General features: G+C 69.3%; 18 protein-coding genes. 13 read left to right on the top strand and 5 right to left on the bottom strand.

The genetic code is table 11. The features are described 5' to 3' along the window. The first annotated feature begins 2 nt into the window (after nt 1-2). Genes U742_RS0121030 through U742_RS0120970 form a run of 13 tightly spaced genes read left to right on the top strand, consistent with a single transcriptional unit; the run spans nt 3 to nt 9,764 of the window. Nucleotides 3-326 (top strand): HypC/HybG/HupF family hydrogenase formation chaperone, encoded by a 324-nt coding sequence (locus U742_RS0121030; protein ID WP_029356673.1) that lies wholly within the window; start codon nt 3-5, stop codon nt 324-326. Continuing rightward, complete coding sequence (locus U742_RS0121025) at nt 323-736, top strand: thioredoxin domain-containing protein (protein WP_029356671.1); 414 nt, start codon at nt 323-325, stop codon at nt 734-736. The genes U742_RS0121030 and U742_RS0121025 overlap by 4 nt, the downstream gene beginning before the upstream one ends. Nucleotides 737-744: 8 nt before the next feature. Beyond that, on the top strand, nt 745-1,620 hold the full coding sequence (locus tag U742_RS0121020) for a hydrogenase expression/formation protein (protein ID WP_029356669.1): 876 nt from the start codon (nt 745-747) through the stop codon (nt 1,618-1,620). A 12-nt stretch (nt 1,621-1,632) separates the two neighbouring features. Further along, entirely contained in the window at nt 1,633-2,520 is an 888-nt protein-coding gene (hybE, locus tag U742_RS0121015; RefSeq protein ID WP_029356668.1) for a [NiFe]-hydrogenase assembly chaperone HybE, read from the top strand. Beyond that, nucleotides 2,517-3,503, top strand: coding sequence for a nickel-dependent hydrogenase large subunit (locus U742_RS0121010; protein ID WP_029356666.1), 987 nt, complete (start codon nt 2,517-2,519; stop codon nt 3,501-3,503). Before hybE ends, U742_RS0121010 begins: the two co-directional genes overlap by 4 nt. A gap of 1 nt (nt 3,504) precedes the next feature. After that, the gene (gene hypA / locus U742_RS0121005) at nt 3,505-3,846 is read left to right on the top strand and encodes a hydrogenase maturation nickel metallochaperone HypA (protein WP_029356664.1); all 342 of its coding nucleotides are present in this window, start codon (nt 3,505-3,507) and stop codon (nt 3,844-3,846) included. Next, the gene (gene hypB / locus U742_RS0121000; RefSeq protein ID WP_029356662.1) at nt 3,846-4,727 is read left to right on the top strand and encodes a hydrogenase nickel incorporation protein HypB; all 882 of its coding nucleotides are present in this window, start codon (nt 3,846-3,848) and stop codon (nt 4,725-4,727) included. The genes hypA and hypB overlap by 1 nt, the downstream gene beginning before the upstream one ends. Further along, nucleotides 4,724-6,196: a sigma-54-dependent transcriptional regulator gene (locus U742_RS0120995; RefSeq protein WP_029356660.1), complete on the top strand. Its 1,473-nt coding sequence runs from the start codon at nt 4,724-4,726 to the stop codon at nt 6,194-6,196. Before hypB ends, U742_RS0120995 begins: the two co-directional genes overlap by 4 nt. A gap of 11 nt (nt 6,197-6,207) precedes the next feature. Continuing rightward, nucleotides 6,208-6,513, top strand: coding sequence for a HypC/HybG/HupF family hydrogenase formation chaperone (gene hypC, locus U742_RS0120990; RefSeq protein ID WP_029356658.1), 306 nt, complete (start codon nt 6,208-6,210; stop codon nt 6,511-6,513). A gap of 12 nt (nt 6,514-6,525) precedes the next feature. After that, nucleotides 6,526-7,662 carry a hydrogenase formation protein HypD gene (gene hypD / locus U742_RS0120985; protein WP_029356657.1) on the top strand — a complete coding sequence of 379 codons (1,137 nt, stop codon included), beginning with the start codon at nt 6,526-6,528 and terminating at the stop codon, nt 7,660-7,662. Then, complete coding sequence (hypE, locus tag U742_RS0120980; RefSeq protein ID WP_029356655.1) at nt 7,659-8,723, top strand: hydrogenase expression/formation protein HypE; 1,065 nt, start codon at nt 7,659-7,661, stop codon at nt 8,721-8,723. Before hypD ends, hypE begins: the two co-directional genes overlap by 4 nt. A gap of 34 nt (nt 8,724-8,757) precedes the next feature. Then, nucleotides 8,758-9,360 carry a HupE/UreJ family protein gene (locus U742_RS0120975; protein WP_029356653.1) on the top strand — a complete coding sequence of 201 codons (603 nt, stop codon included), beginning with the start codon at nt 8,758-8,760 and terminating at the stop codon, nt 9,358-9,360. Next, a complete protein-coding gene (locus U742_RS0120970; protein ID WP_156034298.1) occupies nt 9,357-9,764 on the top strand; it encodes a hypothetical protein in 408 nt (135 codons plus the stop codon). Before U742_RS0120975 ends, U742_RS0120970 begins: the two co-directional genes overlap by 4 nt. Before the next feature lie 22 nt (nt 9,765-9,786). Here U742_RS0120970 and U742_RS0120965 read toward each other — a convergent pair whose 3' ends face one another. From U742_RS0120965 to U742_RS0120945, 5 genes are read right to left on the bottom strand one after another with little or no spacing between them, the layout of a single operon-like run. Beyond that, entirely contained in the window at nt 9,787-10,602 is an 816-nt protein-coding gene (locus U742_RS0120965) for an NAD-dependent epimerase/dehydratase family protein (RefSeq protein WP_029356649.1), read from the bottom strand. A gap of 3 nt (nt 10,603-10,605) precedes the next feature. After that, a complete protein-coding gene (locus U742_RS0120960) occupies nt 10,606-11,808 on the bottom strand; it encodes a pyridoxal phosphate-dependent aminotransferase (protein ID WP_029356647.1) in 1,203 nt (400 codons plus the stop codon). Then, nucleotides 11,805-13,424, bottom strand: coding sequence for a hydantoinase B/oxoprolinase family protein (locus U742_RS0120955; protein WP_029356644.1), 1,620 nt, complete (start codon nt 13,422-13,424; stop codon nt 11,805-11,807). Before U742_RS0120955 ends, U742_RS0120960 begins: the two co-directional genes overlap by 4 nt. Continuing rightward, on the bottom strand, nt 13,421-15,517 hold the full coding sequence (locus U742_RS0120950; protein ID WP_029356643.1) for a hydantoinase/oxoprolinase family protein: 2,097 nt from the start codon (nt 15,515-15,517) through the stop codon (nt 13,421-13,423). Before U742_RS0120950 ends, U742_RS0120955 begins: the two co-directional genes overlap by 4 nt. Continuing rightward, nucleotides 15,514-17,184, bottom strand: a complete 1,671-nt coding sequence (locus U742_RS0120945) for a thiamine pyrophosphate-binding protein (RefSeq protein ID WP_029356641.1) — start codon at nt 17,182-17,184, stop codon at nt 15,514-15,516. The genes U742_RS0120950 and U742_RS0120945 overlap by 4 nt, the downstream gene beginning before the upstream one ends. Between the last annotated feature and the right edge of the window lie 46 nt (nt 17,185-17,230).

Genomic DNA, 17,230 nt, shown 5'->3' with positions numbered 1-17,230 from the left:
CGATGTGCCTCGGCATTCCCATGCGGATCGAACATATCGACGGCCTTCAGGCGCAGTGCAGCCATGATGGCGAAGTCCATCTCATCGACCTCGCGCTGCTGCCCGACGCCAGGGTCGGCGACCATGTGCTGACCTTCCTCGGCACCGGGCGCCGCCTCCTCGACGCCGAGGAGGCCGGGCTCATCGGCGAGGCGCTGGCCGCCGTCGCCGCCGTGATGAGCGGTTCATCCGCCGACATCGAGGCCGCCTTCGCCGACCTCGTCGGGCGCGAGCCGCAACTGCCGGCCCATCTCGTTCCTCCCGCACGCCAGGAGCCCGCCGCATGACGACCGACACGCTGCATCCGCTGGTCGCCCGGCTCACCCGCGAGTTCGGCTTCCCCTATCTCGACGCCGGCGGCGAGGCCGCCCTGCCGGCCGGCGACAGCCTCCTGTTCCTGCCGGCCCACGGCAAGGGGCATCTGGAGACGCCGGACCTCGCGGTGGTGCTTCCCGAGCTCGTTCAGGCACTCGGCGGGCCGTCGTCCGGCATGGGTGGCGCGGTGGCGAGCCCGGCCTACGAGAAGCAACTGCGCGAGCAACTCGGCGGCATCGCGCTGCCGGCCATCGTGGTGATGCGCGACGGGCGGCCGCTCGGCTCGCTGTCGCGGATGCGCGACTGGGACGAGTTCCTCGAGCGCTTGTCCGCCGTGATCGCCCGCGCGGACGCGCCCGCGTCCGTCCCCACCAGCCATTGAGGCCCGTCATGTCGTCGATCCCCTTCGCCACGGTACCTCCAATCGGCTACGGCCCCGGCAGCCAGCCGGATGACGGCGAGGAGGGGCTCGCCTATCTGCCCATGCCGTCCGGCATGCGCACCTATGATGCCCGCCTGCCGGAGATCGATGATCCCGGACGCTTCGCTCCGGCGCTGGCGACGCTGGAGGCGATCCGCGCCGCGCTGGCCGCGTGGACGCCGAACGGCACGACCACGATTGCGCTCGGCGGCCTCGACGCGGAGAACCGGGCGCTGCTCGACGAGACGCTGGGCGAAGGCGAGGTGTCGATCGTGGTGGAGGCGCCCGGCGAGCGCATCGAGATCCAGGAGGCAAGTTGCGCCGGCATATGGCGGGTGCGCGGCTCGACGACTGGCGGTCCCGGCAAGGCGCCCGCGGTGCGCGAGCGCATCGAGATCGCCGCCTTCCCGCGCGGCGCGCTGGTACGGGCCTTCCCACGCGAATGGCCGGTCGATGCCGACTTCGCCACCCGGCTGCGTCCGGGCGTGGTCAATGCGCCCGCGATCCTCACCGAGATCGTCCACCGCAGCCGCGAGCGCCGGCCCGGTGGCCTGCCGCATGTGGTGAATATGAGCCTGCTGCCGCACACGCCGGAGGACCGCGCGATGATCGAGGCCGGCCTCGGGCGCGGTGGCATCACCATCCTGTCGCGCGGTTACGGCAACTGCCGGATCGACGCCACCGCGATGAAGGACGTCTGGTATGTGCGCTACTACAACTCGGCCGACACGCTGATCCTCGACACCATCGAGGTGACCGAGGTGCCGGACGTCGCCTGCGCCGCTCCCGAGGACATCGCCGATTCCGCCGTGCGGATCGCCGATATCCTGGATTCGCTGAAATAGGGGGAGGCGACGATGCTCACGAGGCGCTTCGAAGGCTCCTTCCTCGGCGACGCCGCCCGGCTGGCGCCGACCGCCGTGCTGGAATGCAAGATCTGCTGGCATGTCTACGACCCGGCCGAGGGCTGCGAGGTTTGGCAGGTACCTGCCGGCACGCCCTTCGCCGAGCTGCCGGAGGACTGGCGCTGCCCGAAATGCGACGGCGCGCGCGAGCAGTTCATGGTGATCGACGACGGCGCGGGAGCCGCGTCTCTTCCGGCCTCCGTGGAACCCAAGGCGCCGGCGCATGACGGGCGCCTCGAGGCGCTGGTCGCCGGGATGCCGGCCCGCTTCGAGGCGCTGTTCCGCGAAATACACATCGGGCAGATGCGCGGCGTGCCGCTGCTGAACGAGACGCTGGAGGTGAAGGCCGTCGGCTTCCGTCCGCATGAGGGGCGGGTACTCGGCATGCTTATCACCCCCTGGTTCATGAACATCGTGCTGATTCCCGGGCCGGAGGACGACTGGTCGGGGCTGGTGCCGGGCGCCAAGGAGCTCGTCGCCTTCCCCTCCGGCCATTACGAGTTCCTTGGTGCCAATCGCGCGGAGACCGGTCCCTACAAGGCGTGTTCGCTGTTCTCGCCGATGTTCGACTTCACCTCGATGCTGCAGGCCGAGGAGACCGCGCGGGCGGCGCTCGCCGCGCTGTTCGACGCCGCGATCCGTGAAGAGGGCGACCGCTCCGGCGACATCCGCCGGGCGCGCGAGGATGCCCTTCGCGCCATGGAGGAGGGCGGTGCAGCCGAAGTGGTGGCGGCGGACGCGGTGGAGGTGGCGCCTCCTCCCGCCGTACCGACGCGGCGGGCGCTGATCTTCGGGGCGGGTCTCGCCTCCGACGCCTCGGGAGACCGGGTGGCATCATGACCGGCGCTCTCGACATCGAGCTGGTGACAGAGCGGGGAAGGGCGGACTGGCGCCTGACGCTGCTGGGCGGTGTCGACACCGCCGCCTGGGCGGCCGGCCGGAAGCCGGAGCAGGTCGCGGCGCTGGTCCCGCGGGTCTTCAATCTGTGCGGGGCGGCCCATGCGCAGGCGGCCCGTGCCGCCCTCGACCTGCCGACACCCGAGGATGGCGCGCGGCAGGACGAGGTGGCGCGGCAGGAGCGGCTGCGCGACCACGCGGTCGCGATCCTTGCCGACTGGCCGCGCATCTTCGGGCAGGAGCCGTCGCGCGACGCGCTGAGGGGGATCGGTGGCGGCGAAGCCGCGTGCTCGTCGCTTCGCGCCGCGCTGCTCGGCACCGAGCTCGACCTCGCCGAGGCGATGCCGCCGGCGCTCGACCGTTGGCTGGAGGCGGGCGTGAGCCCGACCGCGCGGCTGCTGGCGCGCTGCCGCCGCGAGATCGATCCCGCCTGGGGGCGCGCCGAACTGGCCTCTCCCGCGATGGACGATATCGCCGCGGCGCTGGATGCCGGCCGCCCGACTGTGGCGCGCGAATCGACGGCGGCCGATCTCTGGCGCGGCTCGCCGCTTCTCGCCGCGCTCATGGCGCACGAAGGCGCCAGCCTGTTCGTGCGCATGGTGGCGCGGCTGCTCGATCTGCTCGGCTGCCTCGAACCGTCACGCCGGGAAGGCGAGGGCGCATTCGCGGCACCGCGTGGCATCGGCCTCGCCCGCGCCGCGCGAGGCCTGCTCGCGCATCGCGCCCGCGTCGAGGACGGCATCGTCACCGACTATAGGGTGCTCTCGCCGAGCGCCTGGAACCTCGCCGGCGGCGGGCTGCTGGCGCGGATGCTGGCCGCCTTGCCGATCAATGCGCGGACGCCGATGCTGGCGCGGCTCGTGGTCTCCTGCGTCAATCCCTGCGTGCCGGTGAGACTGCGGCTCGGCGTGGCGGGGGAGGGCTGACATGCATGAGATGGCGCTCTGCGAAAGCCTGCTGGACTCGATGCGCGATGCCGCGCGCACCCACGGCTTCGACCGGGTGAAGCGGGTGCGGCTGGTGGTCGGATGCTTCGCCGGGGTCGAGGTCGAGGCGCTGCGCTTCGGCTTCGATGTGGTGATGCGCGGTTCCCTCGCCGAAGGAGCGGAACTGGAAGTGCTCGACGAGCCCGGCACCGGCTGGTGCTTCGACTGCTCGCAGACCGTCGACATGCCTGACCGCCTCTCCGCCTGCCCGAGCTGCGGCGGCGAGCGGCTGCGGCCGAACGGCGGCACCGAGATGCGGATCAAGGACCTGGAGGTGGTGTGATGTGCGTTTCATGCGGCTGCGGAGCGGACAAGGTGACGATCTCGGACGCGCATGGGCACGGCCACGCGCATCATCACGGCCACCATCATCACGGGCACGATCACGGCCACCACGGGCATGATCATCCTCACCGGCCTGACGCTCCCACGGACGAAATGCATCGGACGGTGGAGATCGAGCAGGCGATCCTCGCCAAGAACGACGCCTATGCGGCGCGCAACCGCGCCCGGCTCGGGGCGGGCGGCATCCTCTCGCTCAACCTTCTCGCCGGGCCGGGCGCCGGCAAGACGACGTTGCTGGTCGAGACCCTGCGCACGCTCGGCGGCCGCATTCCGGCGGCGGTGATCGAGGGCGACCAGCAGACGGCGAACGACGCCGAGCGCATCCGCGCCACCGGCACGCCGGCGGTACAGATCAATACCGGCAAGGGCTGCCATCTCGACGCGCACATGGTCGGCCATGCCCTCGACGAGCTGGAGCTGCCGCCCGACGGGGTTCTGTTCATCGAGAATGTCGGCAACCTCGTCTGCCCGGCCGCCTTCGATCTCGGCGAGGACAGGCGCGTCACTCTGCTCTCGGTCACCGAGGGCGAGGACAAGCCGCTGAAATATCCCGACATCTTCGAGACGGCCGATCTCGTCCTGCTGACCAAGACCGATCTGCTGCCGCATCTCGACGTCGACCTCGCCGCCATCGAGCGCAACATCGCCCGCATCAACCCCGTCGCCCGGATCATCCACACCTTCGCCCGGGGCGAGGGCGGACTGGGCGGGTGGCTGGACTGGCTCGGCGAAGCGCGCCGGGAGCGGCTGGCTGGGCTCGCCGCGGAATCCGAGGGCCGTGCGAGCCGGCTGCGCGCCGTCGCGGAGGCGCTGCCATGAGCCAGTCGCGCGCCGGCATATTGGTGGTCGACGACGAGCCGCGCTCGGTCGAGGTGATCGCGCGCGTCCTCGGCGAGGAGTTCGACGTCCACACCGCCTTCGGCGCCTCGGACGCCCTGAAAATCCTCGAGAACGAATGGATCCAGGCGATCTTCTGCGACCAGCGCATGCCCGAGCGTTCCGGCGTCGACCTGCTGACCGAGGTGCGCGCGCGCTGGCCCGAGGTGGTGCGCATCATCGTCACCGGCTACACCGACCCCGAGGACATGATCGGCGCCATCAACGAGGCGGGCATCTATCAGTTCATCACCAAGCCCTGGCACCCGGACCAGCTATTGCTGGCGGCGCAGGGCGCGGCCCGCCTCTACCACCTTCAGCGCGAGCACGACCGCCTTTCGCTCGAACTCAAGCTCGCCGCCCCCGCCGCCGAGGTGCGCTTCGCCGAGCAGCATGAGCGGGTGCTGCGCAACTTCCATTTCGACGCGCTGATCCGCACGCCGGGCAGCCCGCTGAATGAGGTCTGCCGCCGCGCCGCGCAGGTCGCCGCCTTCGACGTCCCGGTGTTGGTGCTGGGCGAGACCGGCACCGGCAAGGAACTGCTCGCCCGCGCCATCCACTATTCCAGCCTGCGTTCGGAACGGCCCTTCTTCGCGGTCAATTGCGGGGCCATTCCCGACGAACTTCTGGAGTCCGAACTGTTCGGCCACAAGAAGGGCTCCTTCACCGGCGCCCACGCCACCCGTATCGGCCTGCTCGACCAGGCTGACGGCGGCACCGTGCTGCTGGACGAGATCGGCGACGTCTCGCCCGCCTTCCAGGTGAAGCTGCTGCGCTTCATGCAGGAGGGCGAGATACGTCCCGTCGGCTCCAACGAGACCAAGCGCGTCGACGTCCGCGTGCTCGCCGCCACCCATCGCGACCTCGCCCGCGAGGTGCAGGGCGGCCGCTTCCGCGAGGACCTCTATTACCGGCTCTCCGCCATGGTGCTGTCGCTGCCGCCGCTGCGCGAGCGCAGTGCCGATCTGCGGGTGCTGGCGCAGCGCATCCTCGACAGCCTCTCCGGCACGCATGGAAAGCGCACCAAGGGCTTCACCGAGGAGGCTCTGGCCTGCATCGAGGCCTATGAATGGCCGGGCAATGTGCGTGAGCTGCAGAACGAACTGACGCGGATGCTGGTCCTGTGCACGGGCGACCAGCTTGGCGCCGACCTTTTGTCACCGCACGTGCTGCGCGGCGCCGTCGCCACCACCGCGAAGGCCGTGCCGGCCGAACTCGACGTGAGGAACGACGGTCCGCTGAAGGACCGCATCGAGCGCATGGAAGCGTTGATCCTGATGGAGACGTTGGTGCGCTGCCGCTGGAACAAGAGCCGCGCGGCCGAGGAACTCGGTCTCTCGCGGGTCGGATTAAGAGCCAAGCTCGACCGTTACGGCATCGCCCGCGACGGTACGTTCGGGCGTAGCCATTAGGAGGATTCGCCATGTGTCTCGGGATACCCGGCTGTATCGTCTCGATCGTCGATGCGGATGCCATGCTCGCCAGCGTCGACGTCTCCGGCGTGCGGCGCACCGTCGATGTGGTCTGCGTCGCCGAACCGGGACGCAGCCTCGATGAACTCGTCGGCGCCTGGGTGCTGGTTCATGTCGGCTTCGCCATGAGCCTGATCGACGAGGAGGAGGCCGCCGCCACGCTCAAGGTCCTCCACGAGATCGGGGAGGCGCAGAGCGAGATCGAGGCGATGCGCACCGGCAGCGTCGAACCCTTCCACCCCTCCACCACGCACTGAAGGATCATCGCCATGCGCTATGTCGACGAATTTCGCGACCCAGCCCTCGCGCGCGGTCTGATCCGCGAGATCGGCGCGATCGCCGCCCGCATGGAGCGCGGGCGCGACCGGCCCTTCGCCATCATGGAGGTGTGCGGCGGGCACACCCACGCCATCTTCCGCTACGGCCTCGAAGACCTGCTGCCCGACGTCATCGAGTTCGTGCACGGACCGGGATGCCCGGTCTGCGTGCTGCCGATGGGCCGGGTCGACGACTGCGTCGCCATCGCCGAGCGGCCCGAGGTGATCTTCGCCACTTTCGGCGACGCCATGCGCGTGCCGGGCTCGCGCAAGAGCCTGCTCGCCGCCAAGGCCGACGGCGCCGATGTGCGCATGGTCTATTCGCCGCTCGACGCTCTGGCGCTCGCCCGACGCAATCCGGACCGCGAAGTGGTGTTCTTCGGCCTCGGCTTCGAGACGACGATGCCCTCCACCGCGCTCACCGTGCTGCGTGCGGCGCGCGAGGGCGTCACCAATTTCTCGGTCTTCTGCAACCACATCACCATCATCCCGACGCTGCGGGCGCTGCTGGAGAAACCCGATCTCGGCATCGATGCCTTCATCGGCCCCGGCCACGTCTCGATGGTGATCGGCATGGCGCCGTACCGCTTCATCGCCGAGGAGTTCGGCAAGCCCATGGTGGTGTCGGGCTTCGAGCCGATCGACCTCCTGCAGTCCCTGCTCATGGTGCTGCGCCAGCTCGAGGAGGGCCGCGCGGCGATCGAGAACCAGTATGCGCGGGTGGTTCCGGATGCCGGCAATCCGCAGGCTATGGGCGCGGTCGACGAGGTGTATGAGCTGCGCCCGACCTTCGAGTGGCGCGGTCTCGGCTCGATCGCTCAGTCCGGCGTCCGCCTGCGCGAGCCCTATGCGCAATTCGACGCCGAGCGGCGCTTCGCCGTGCCGGAGGTGCAGGTCGCCGACCCCGCCGCATGCCGCTGCGGCGAGGTGCTGACCGGCCAGATGAAGCCGTGGGCCTGCCCGATGTTCGGCACCGCCTGCACGCCGGAGGCGCCGCTCGGGGCGCTCATGGTCTCCTCGGAAGGCTCCTGCGCCGCCTACTATCAGTATGGCGGCATGCGCCAGCCCCATCTGGAGGGTGTGGCATGAACTCGCTCTTCCTGCCTCCCGGCCGCGTGGCACGCCGTGCGCTGCCGAAATCCGTCACCCTGGCGCATGGTGGTGGCGGCACCGCCATGCGCGACCTGATCGACGAGATCTTCGTCTCGGCCTTCTCGGAACGGCCGGTGGCGCTGGAGGATCAGGCGCGCATCGATCTCGCCGCGCTCGCGGGGCAGGGCGACCGGCTCGCCTTCACCACCGACGGCTTCGTGGTCGACCCGCTGTTCTTCCCGGGCGGCGACATCGGCAAGCTGGCGGTCTGCGGAACGATCAACGATCTCGCGGTCGGCGGGGCGCGCCCGGTGGCGTTGTCCTGCGCCGCGATCATCGAGGAGGGGCTGCCGGTCGAGACGCTGCGGGCGGTCGCGCAGTCCATGGCCGAGGCGGCGCTGGCGGCCGGCGTGCCCATCGTGACCGGTGACACCAAGGTCGTGGCGCGCGGCGCCTGCGACAAGCTCTTCCTCACCACCACCGGCGTCGGTGTGGTGCGGGCGGGGCTGGAGATCGGCATCGGCCGCGCCCGGCCGGGCGACGTCATCGTGGTGAACGGCCAGCTCGGCGATCACGGCGCGGCGATTCTCAATGCACGGGGTGATCTCGCGCTGGAGGCCGCGATCGAAAGCGACTGCGCGCCGCTGCATGACATCATCGACGCGCTCATCGCTGCCGCGCCGGGCGTGCGCTCAATGCGCGACGCGACGCGCGGCGGGGTGGCAGCGGTGCTCAACGAGCTCGCCGAGGCGAGCGGCGTCGGCGTGCGCGTCCGCGAGACCGACACCCCGGTGCGCGCCGACGTGCAGGGCTTCTGCGAGATCCTCGGGCTTGATCCGCTCTACCTCGCCAATGAAGGCAAGTTCGTCGCCGTCGTGCCGCCCGAGCAGGCCGAAAGCGCGCTTGCCGCCCTGCGCGGCCATCCGCTCGGGCAGGGCGCGACGGCGATCGGCATCGTCACCGACGGCCGTCCCGGGCGGGTGGTGATGGAGACCCGCTTCGGTGGCGAACGCATCGTCGACATGCTGGTCGGCGACCAGCTTCCCCGCATCTGCTGACACCTCAAGAACAGTCCTCAGGGAGACAACGCCAATGCCTATCCGCGCCCTCCGCATCGCCGGCCTCGCCACGCTGGCCGCGCTGACGCCCACGCTCGCCTTCGCCCATACCGGCGTCGGTGAAGCTCATGGCCTCGTGCACGGCTTCCTGCATCCGGTGACCGGGATCGACCATGTGCTCGCCATGGTCACCGTCGGGCTTCTGGCCTGGCAGCTCGGCGGTCGGGCGCTGTGGGCGGTTCCGGCCACCTTTGTCGCCGTCATGGCCGCCGGCGGCGGGCTCGGCGTGGCGGGGATCGAGGTGCCGTTCGTGGAACTGGGCATCGCGCTGTCGGTCGTCGCGCTCGGCGCCTGCGTCGCGTTCCGCGTAAAGGCGCCGCTCGCCATCATTGTCGGTCTCGTCGGCTTCTTCGCGATCTTCCAGGGCTATGCCCATGGCGCCGAGATGCCCGAGGATGCGGGCGGCGCCGCCTATGGCCTCGGCTTCATGCTCGGCACGGCGCTGCTGCATTTCGCCGGCATCGGCGTCGGCTATCTGATCGGGCGCTTCGCCGACATGCGCGGGCCGATATGGATGCGTGCCGCCGGCGGCGCGGTCTGTCTCGCCGGGGTGCTGATCCTCGTCGGCGTGGCGTGAGCCGACGTCTCCGGCCGCGCGGCACCGCCATGACGATCCGGGTCGGCGACGTGTTGAAGGCGGCCGGCTGCCCGCTGGTCGAGGTGGCGGCCGACGAGCCGCTGCCGTCGGTCGCCGGCATGATGGCCTTTGCCGGCCTGTCCGCGGTTCTCCAGGTGGCTCCCTGCGGCCGTCCCGTCCGCCTCCTGTCGGAGCAGTGCCTCGCGCATGCGCTCATCGCGGATAGGCATGAGACGGCGAGGGCCGGCGTGCCGTGGTGCACGCCGGCGGACGAGCTTCCGGGCGTCGTCGACGTCATGCTGCAAAGCCGGGAGCAGGCCGTCCTGGTCGAGCATCAGGGCGATCGGATCGCCATCCTGACGCTCGACGCTGTGGCTGATTTCCTATGTGACAGAGTGGTGTAGGCTCGAAACCTCAACACCTTTGTCACGGCTTCGGGTCGTCGTCCGGGTGGCCGAGCTCGCAGAACCAGCCGCCGAGATATTTGACCGACGGCTTCGTCGGGTCGGGAAGAGGAGTCCTGGCTTCCACGCCGGCGCGGAAGGGTTCCGAGCTGTCCTGCGGAATGAAGCCGAGGTGAGCCGCTCCTCCGTTGTCGACGGTCTTCACCTTGTTGTCGGAGATGCCGAAGGAGATCGTGTGGCCGACGCGCGGCGCGGTGAGCGATGCCTCGACCAGCCGCACGCAGTCGGCGAAGGACAGGTACGACCACAGCATCCGCCGGTCGGCGGGCTCGGGGAAGGACGAGAAGATGCGCAGGCACACCGATTCGATGCCGAACTTGTCCCAGTAGAGCCGGCTGAGGCTTTCCACGAAGGTCTTCGAGACGCCGTAGAGACTGTCCGGCCGCACCGGGTCATCGACGCCGATATGAGCTTCCAGCTCATGGTAGCCGATGGCATGCACGGAGGAGGCATAGACGACGCGCCTGGCGCCATGCTTCCGGGCGCCTTCATAGACGTGATAGGAGCCGCGGATATTGGCATCCAGAACCGTTTGCCACGGACTCTCCAGCGAGGCGCCGCCGAAATGGACGATGGCGTCGCAGCCTTCGGTGGCCGCGATGGTGGCCTCCATGTCGGCGAGATCGAATACCGCCTGCTCTTCGTGAGGCGCCAGATCGCCCAGCGGCTCGAGGGCCGCAAGCCGGATCTTGCCCGCCAGCGGCGCTAGCGCCTTGCGCAGTTCCGATCCGAGCCGGCCGGCCGCGCCGGTGATCAGGATGCGTTCGTAGTGCGGCATAATCTACTCCACATGCGCGACGGCCGCGCCGATACGCGTGATCGCTTCGGTGAGCACCTCCTCGCCGGTGGCGGTGGAGATGCGGAAATAGGGGGAGAGCCCGTAGGCGACGCCGGGCACCGACGCCACGCGGCCCTCGTTCAGCAGATAGTTGGCGACGGCGGCATCGTCTTCGAGCACGGCGCCGCCCGGCGTCTTGCGGCCGATCAGGCTGGCGCAGCCGATATAGGCGTAGAAGGCGCCTTCCGGCGGCGAGAGCGTCAGTCCGTTGATCTTCCTGATGCCGTCGACCACCAGATTCCGCCGCGCCTCGAAGGCTTGGCGGAACTGCGCGACCGCCTCCTGCTGACCATTGAGAGCGGCGACTGTCGCCGCCTGCGCGATCGAGCAGACCGAGGTGACGGACTGGCTCTGGATGGTCGCCATCGCCTTGACGAGCGGCGCCGGACCCGCCGCGTAGCCGACGCGCCAGCCGGTCATCGCATAGGACTTCGAGACGCCGTTGACGATCAGGCTGCGGTCCTTCAGCTCCGGGCAGGCCTTGCCGAAGGAGACGAATTCACGCCCGTCGAACAGGATGTGCTCGTAGATCTCGTCCGACAGCACGAGCACCTGCGGATGGCGGGCCAGCACCGCGCCCAAGGCCTTCAGGTCGCGCTCGGAATAGACCGCGCCCGAAGGATTGCCCGGCATGTTCAGGAACAGCCACTTGGTCTTCGGCGTGATGGCGCGCTCCAGCAGCTCGGGCGTGAGGCGGAAGCCAGTCTGCTCGGGGCATTCGACGATGACCGGCGTGCCGCCCAGCAGCTTCACCATCTCCGGATAGGAGACGAAATAGGGCGCGGGCAGGATGACCTCGTCGCCGGTCTCCAGCGTCGCCATCAGCGCGTTGAAGATGATCTGCTTGGCCCCGTTCGCCACGACGATGTCGTCGGCCGTGTAGTCGAGCCCGTTCTCGCGGCGGAACTTGCTGGCCACTGCCTCGCGCACCTCCGGCGTCCCGGTCGCGCCGGTATAGAGCGTCTGGCCCGCCTTGGCCGCCGCATAGGCTGCCTCGATGATGTGATCGGGGGTCGGAAAGTCGGGCTCGCCGAGGCCAAGGTCGATCACCTCGACGCCCTTGGCCCTGAGTGCCTTGGCAGCCTGCGATGCCGCCATCGACGCCGATGGCTTGACCGCCGCGAGGCGCGAGGAAATGTAGCTCATTGGTCGTTCTCCGACACATATCCCTTGGATTTGTCCTCCGCCCGCGCCCGCGCATCGCGTCTGGCCGGATCGCCATAGCCGCCGCCGCCCGGCAGCTCCATGACCAGCCGGCGGCCGGCGGGGACGTGCTGCCATCCCTTGGGCCGCAGCAGCGTGCCGTCGTCCAGCCGCACCACGCCGGCCGCGCCATCGCCGCCGCCATTGCGGCCTTTTGCGGGATGCCGCACGCGATCGAACATGGCGGAGAAATCGAATTCGTGACCTTCCAGCGGGGCGATCTCGATCACCTGTCCGAGGCCGCCTCGGAACTCGCCGTCGCCGCCGGAGTCGGGGCGCAGCTCCTTGCGCCAGATGACGATCGGGCCGGTGTGCTCGGTGGCTTCGATCGGCATGGTGTGCACGCCGGAGGGGAAGGCGGTGGCCGACAGGCCGTCGAGGGAAGGACGTGCACCCATGCCGCCGGAATTGAACATCAGCACCTCGGCCCGGCGCCCGGCGACGCCGTTGGAAGGCCGCACCGAGATGTGGATGTTCCACAGCGCGGCCGCGCCCTCGGCGAGGATTTTTCCGGGCAGCGCCTTGGTTAGAGCCCCCAATATGAGGTCAGGGACCATGTGGCCGATGACGTGCCGCAGTGCCACCGGCGCCGGACGGGCCGCATTGAGGATGTTCGTCGGCGACGAGACGGTGAAGAAGGCGAGCGAGGCGGCGTTGTTGGGGATGTCGGGCGCCACCACGCATTTGAGCGCGTAGCAGGCATAGGCCTTGCTGTAGATGATGGGCACGTTGATGCCCCAGCGGCTCATCGGGCTGCTGCCGGTGAAGTCGACGTCGATATGGCTGTCATGCACCGTGACGGCGGCAGCCAGCCTGACCGGCTCGTCATAGCCGTCGGTCACGAGTTCGTTCGACCAGGTGCCCTTCGGCAGGGCCCTGATCCTTTCCAGCATGGCATCATGCGTGCGCGAGAAGATGAAGGCGCCGAGAGCGTCAAGCGACGTCAGACCGATCTCGTTCATCATGTCGACGAGGCGCCGGTGGCCGACATCGTTGCAGGCGGCCAGCGAATAGAAGTCGCCGACCACCTGGTTGGGCTCGCGAACGTTAGCGCGCAGGATGCGGATCAGATCGCGATTGACCTCGCCCCGCTCGGCGAACTTCATGATCGGGATCTGGATGCCTTCCTCATAGACCGACTTGCCGTCGGCGCCGAAGCCGCGCCCGCCCACGTCCACGACATGCGCCGTGCAGGCGAAGAAGGCGACGAGTTCGCCATTGAGGAAGGACGGCGACACCATGGTGATGTCGTGCAGATGACCGGTGCCCTGCCAGGGGTCGTTGGTGACGTAGGTGTCGCCTTCGAACATCTCCTCGTGGGGGATCTCGTTCATGAACTGCAGCACGGCCTCGGCCATGGTGTTCACGTGGCCGGGCGTTCCCGTCACGGCCTGCGCCAGCATCTCGCCGCGCGGGTTGAACACGCCGGCGGAGAGGTCGCCGGATTCGCGCACCGAGGTGGAGAAGGCGGTGCGCAGCAGCGTCAGCGCCTGTTCCTCGACCACCGAGACCAGCCGGTTCCACATGACCTGCATGCGGATGTCGCTCACGTCGCTCATGCCGCGATCTCCTTGCGGACCAGAAGTATCCCGCCGTCGCTCTGCATGACCGCGTCGAAGGTGGTGGTGACGACCGTCGAGGTCTCGCGTTCGACGATCACCGCTGGACCGGGGACGCGGTCGCCGGGGGCGAGGCTGGCGCGCTCGACGATCGCGGAGATCTGCATCGTCCCGGTTGCGGGATCGAAGACGGCACGGGTATCGCGTGCCGGGACGGTCCGCGTGCCTGTGGTGATGGCATGCCGTTCCGGGGCCGGGCGCTCGTCGCTGGCCTTGACCGACCAGGTGACGACCTCGATCTCCAGACCGTCGAGGCCGTCGATGGCGCGACCGAAGAAACGCGCATAGTTCCTGCGGAAGGCCTCGGCGAGACCGGCGGCGGCGTTGTCGCCGAAGGGCTCGTCGGGCAGCGGTACGGGGATTTCCCAGCCCTGCCCGGCGTAGCGCATGAAGGCGGTGATCTCGCGCCGGATGATGCCGCTGGTGCCGGCGCGCACGAAGCTTTCGGCCGACGCCTTGAGGTCGGCAAGCAACGCGTTCACCTCGTCGGCGCGGAACTGGGACAGCCGCACCAGCTTCGAGGCCAGCGCCTCATAGCCGAAGGGCGCCTTGAGGAAGCCGATCGCCGAGCCGACGCCGGCGCCCTGCGGGACGAGGCAGCGGTCGAGGCCGAGCTTCTCGCACAGGCGCGCGGCATGAAGGGGGGCGGCGCCGCCGAAGGCGATCATGACGTTGTCGGAGATGTTCTTGCCGTTCTCGACGGCGTGGACGCGGGCGGCATTCGCCATGTTCTCGTCCACGACCTCGCAGATGCCGAAGGCGGCGGCCAGAGGCTCCAGCGACAGGCGGTCGCCGACATCGCGGGTGATTGCCCGCAGCGATGCCGCGGTGTCGAGCCGGATGGCGCCGCCGGCAAAGTTGTCGGGGTCGAGCTTGCCGAGCAGCAGATCGGCGTCGGTGATGGCGGGGCGCTCACCGCCGCGGCCGTAGCAGGCGGGACCCGGCTCGGAGCCGGCGCTTTCCGGCCCGGTCTGGATGCGCCCCATGGCGTCCACCCAGGCAAGCGAGCCGCCGCCGGCCCCGATCTCGATCATCTCGATCACCGGGATCGAGATCGGCATGCCCGAGCCCTTGCAGAAGCGATAGGTGCGCGCGACCTCGAAGGTCCGCGCCGTCTGCGGCGCGAAGTCCTCGATCAGGCAGATCTTCGCGGTGGTACCGCCCATGTCGTAGGAGACGACGGAATCGAGGTCGAAGCGCCGGGCGATGTCGGCGGCGAAGATGGCGCCGCCGGCCGGACCCGACTCGACGAGGCGGACCGGGAATTCCGAAGCGGTCTCCACCGAGATCAGGCCGCCACCCGAATGGATCATAAAGACCGGGCAGTTCGCGCCCATGTCCTTCAGGCGGACCTGGAGCCGGGCGAGGTAGTCGGCCATCTGCGGGCGCACATAGGCGTTGGCGCAGACCGTGTTGAAGCGCTCGAACTCGCGCATCTGGGGCGAGACCTCGGCGCTGATCGAGATCGGCACCGAGAGCCTACGGGCAAGGATTTCGCGCGCCCGCCGCTCATGGGCCGGGTTCATGTAGGAATGGATGAAGCCGATGGCGACGGCGCCGAAGCCGCTGGCGGCGATGGTGTCGGCGATCTGTTCGAGTGCCGCCTCGTCGAGCGGCTGCAACTCCTGTCCCTCGGCGCCGATGCGCCCCTTCACGGTGAAGCGGTGCTCGCGGGGGATCAGCGGCGTGGGAAGCTTCAGGTTCAGGTTGTACTGCTCGAAGCGGTTTTCCGTGCGCATCTCGATGACGTCGCGGAATCCCTCGGTGGTGACCAGCGCCGTCCTGGCGCCGCGCCGCTCGATCAGCGCGTTGGTGGCGAGCGTCGTGCCGTGGATGACGAGGCCGATCTCGGCGGGAGAGATGCCGGCGTCGCGGATGACAATCGCGATGCCGTCCAGAATCGCCTGTTCGGGGGCAGCGTAGTTGGTCAGCACCTTGGTCGAGAAGATCGTCCCGCGCAGGTCGAGGGCGATGTCGGTGAAGGTGCCGCCGATGTCCGCGCCGAGACGGATGTCGTCAGTCCTGGAAGTCATGCGGGGGCCTTCTGCGAAGCGAGCGCAGCATCGCGCATCTGTGACAGGGTCTGGCGGGGCGTCAGCGCCTCGGCCGATATAGCGAGCTCCAGCACGGCGCCCGTCGGCGAGGTGAGCGCCCGCTCGAACGCGGCGGGGAAAGCGGCCGTGGAGCGGACGTGCTCGGCATGGAAACCATAGGCGCGGGCAAGGCCGACGAAGTCGGGGTTCTCCAGCGTCGTGCCGGAGACGCGCGTCGGGTAGTTGCGCTCCTGATGGGCGCGGATGGTGCCGTAGACGCCGTTGTTGAGGATGAGCACGATAGGCTGCGCGCCGGCCTGCATGGCGGTGCCGAGCTCTTGGCAGTTCATCTGGAAATCGCCGTCGCCGGCGAAGCACACGACGGTGCGCTCGGGGTAGGCGACCTTGGCGGCGATGGCGGCCGGCAGTCCGTAGCCCATCGCGCCCGATTGCGGCGCCAGCAGCCGCGCCTTGCGGCCGAACTTGAAGAACTTGTTCGGCCAAACGGTGAAATTGCCGGCGCCGTTGGTCAGGATCACATCGTCGGGCAGGTTCTCGCGCAGCCAGGCGCAGACCGCGACCATGTCGACCGGGCTCGGCTGCGCCGGCGCCTCGAACGAGGCCTCGTATGCGGCCCGCGCGTTGCGCCGCCATTCGCCCCAGCCTCCCTCGACGGGGATGAGCGCCCGGGCGAAGGCGTTGGGGCCGGCGACGATGCCGAGGGCGGGCACATAGATCTTGCCAATCTCACGGTCCGACGCATGGATGTGGATCAGCTTCTGCCGTGACTCGGGCACGGAGAGCAGGGTGTAGCCGTCCGTCGTCATCTCGCCGAAGCGCACATTGATGGCCAGGATGACATCCGCCTCGCGGATCAGCGCCTTGACGTGCGGCGCCATGCCGACACCGGCCTCGCCGACGAAGGCCGGGGAATGGTTGTCGAACTGGTCCTGAAAGCGGAACGCCGCGACGATCGGGATGTCCGAGGCCTCCACGAAGGCCTGCAGCGCGGCGCGTCCCTCGGGGCTCCAGTTGACGCCGCCGATCAGCACAAGCGGGCGCTGTGCCTGCGCGAGCATGGCGCGGGCGGCGGCCACCGCCTCGCGGGCGGGCGAGGGCTCGAACACCGTCGCCGGGCCGCGGAGAGGCGCGATATCCGTTTCGGCGCTCAGCATGTCCTCGGGCAGGGCGACGACCACAGGTCCCGGCCGCCCGGTGAGCGCCGTCGTCCAGGCCCGCGCCACGATCTCCGGCAGGCGGGCGACGTCGTCGATCTCCACCGCCCACTTCGCGAGGGTCCCGAAGACGGCACGGTAGTCGAGCTCCTGGAAGGCCTCGCGGCCCTTCATATCGGTACCGACCTGGCCGACGAACAGCAGCATCGGCACGCTGTCCTGCATCGCAGTGTGCACGCCGATCGAAGCGTTGGTGGCGCCGGGACCCCGGGTCACGAAGCAGATGCCGGGCGAGCCGGTCAGCTTGCCATAGGCGCTCGCCATGAAGGACGCGCCGCCCTCGTTGCGGCACAGCACGTAGTCGAGCTTCCCGGTGGTGTCGTGCAATGCGTCGAGAACCGCGAGGTAGCTCTCGCCGGGGACGCCGAAGCTCTTGGTCGCGCCCAGCGCGATCAGGCACTCGACAAGAAGGCGGCCCCCGTTCCTCACCATACTCGACGTCCTCACTTCAACGGCCCTGAGCCTGCTCGACCGTGGA

This window comes from Allobosea sp. 117 (assembly GCF_000702305.1).
Taxonomy (GTDB): domain Bacteria; phylum Pseudomonadota; class Alphaproteobacteria; order Rhizobiales; family Xanthobacteraceae; genus Ancylobacter.
This window is presented reverse-complemented; position numbering and strand designations above follow the sequence as displayed.

What these genes read in the sequence shown, in the direction of transcription:
- U742_RS0120955 (WP_029356644.1), bottom strand. Translation starts at nt 13,424, where the DNA reads ATGAGCGACGTGAGCGACATCCGCATGCAGGTCATGTGGAACCGGCTG.
- hypE (WP_029356655.1), top strand. Translation starts at nt 7,659, where the DNA reads ATGAACTCGCTCTTCCTGCCTCCCGGCCGCGTGGCACGCCGTGCGCTG.
- U742_RS0120995 (WP_029356660.1), top strand. Translation starts at nt 4,724, where the DNA reads ATGAGCCAGTCGCGCGCCGGCATATTGGTGGTCGACGACGAGCCGCGC.
- U742_RS0121025 (WP_029356671.1), top strand. Translation starts at nt 323, where the DNA reads ATGACGACCGACACGCTGCATCCGCTGGTCGCCCGGCTCACCCGCGAG.
- hypB (WP_029356662.1), top strand. Translation starts at nt 3,846, where the DNA reads ATGTGCGTTTCATGCGGCTGCGGAGCGGACAAGGTGACGATCTCGGAC.
- U742_RS0120965 (WP_029356649.1), bottom strand. Translation starts at nt 10,602, where the DNA reads ATGCCGCACTACGAACGCATCCTGATCACCGGCGCGGCCGGCCGGCTC.
- hypC (WP_029356658.1), top strand. Translation starts at nt 6,208, where the DNA reads ATGTGTCTCGGGATACCCGGCTGTATCGTCTCGATCGTCGATGCGGAT.
- hypA (WP_029356664.1), top strand. Translation starts at nt 3,505, where the DNA reads ATGCATGAGATGGCGCTCTGCGAAAGCCTGCTGGACTCGATGCGCGAT.
- hypD (WP_029356657.1), top strand. Translation starts at nt 6,526, where the DNA reads ATGCGCTATGTCGACGAATTTCGCGACCCAGCCCTCGCGCGCGGTCTG.
- U742_RS0121020 (WP_029356669.1), top strand. Translation starts at nt 745, where the DNA reads ATGTCGTCGATCCCCTTCGCCACGGTACCTCCAATCGGCTACGGCCCC.
- hybE (WP_029356668.1), top strand. Translation starts at nt 1,633, where the DNA reads ATGCTCACGAGGCGCTTCGAAGGCTCCTTCCTCGGCGACGCCGCCCGG.
- U742_RS0120950 (WP_029356643.1), bottom strand. Translation starts at nt 15,517, where the DNA reads ATGACTTCCAGGACTGACGACATCCGTCTCGGCGCGGACATCGGCGGC.
- U742_RS0120975 (WP_029356653.1), top strand. Translation starts at nt 8,758, where the DNA reads ATGCCTATCCGCGCCCTCCGCATCGCCGGCCTCGCCACGCTGGCCGCG.
- U742_RS0121010 (WP_029356666.1), top strand. Translation starts at nt 2,517, where the DNA reads ATGACCGGCGCTCTCGACATCGAGCTGGTGACAGAGCGGGGAAGGGCG.
- U742_RS0120960 (WP_029356647.1), bottom strand. Translation starts at nt 11,808, where the DNA reads ATGAGCTACATTTCCTCGCGCCTCGCGGCGGTCAAGCCATCGGCGTCG.
- U742_RS0121030 (WP_029356673.1), top strand. Translation starts at nt 3, where the DNA reads ATGTGCCTCGGCATTCCCATGCGGATCGAACATATCGACGGCCTTCAG.
- U742_RS0120945 (WP_029356641.1), bottom strand. Translation starts at nt 17,184, where the DNA reads ATGGTGAGGAACGGGGGCCGCCTTCTTGTCGAGTGCCTGATCGCGCTG.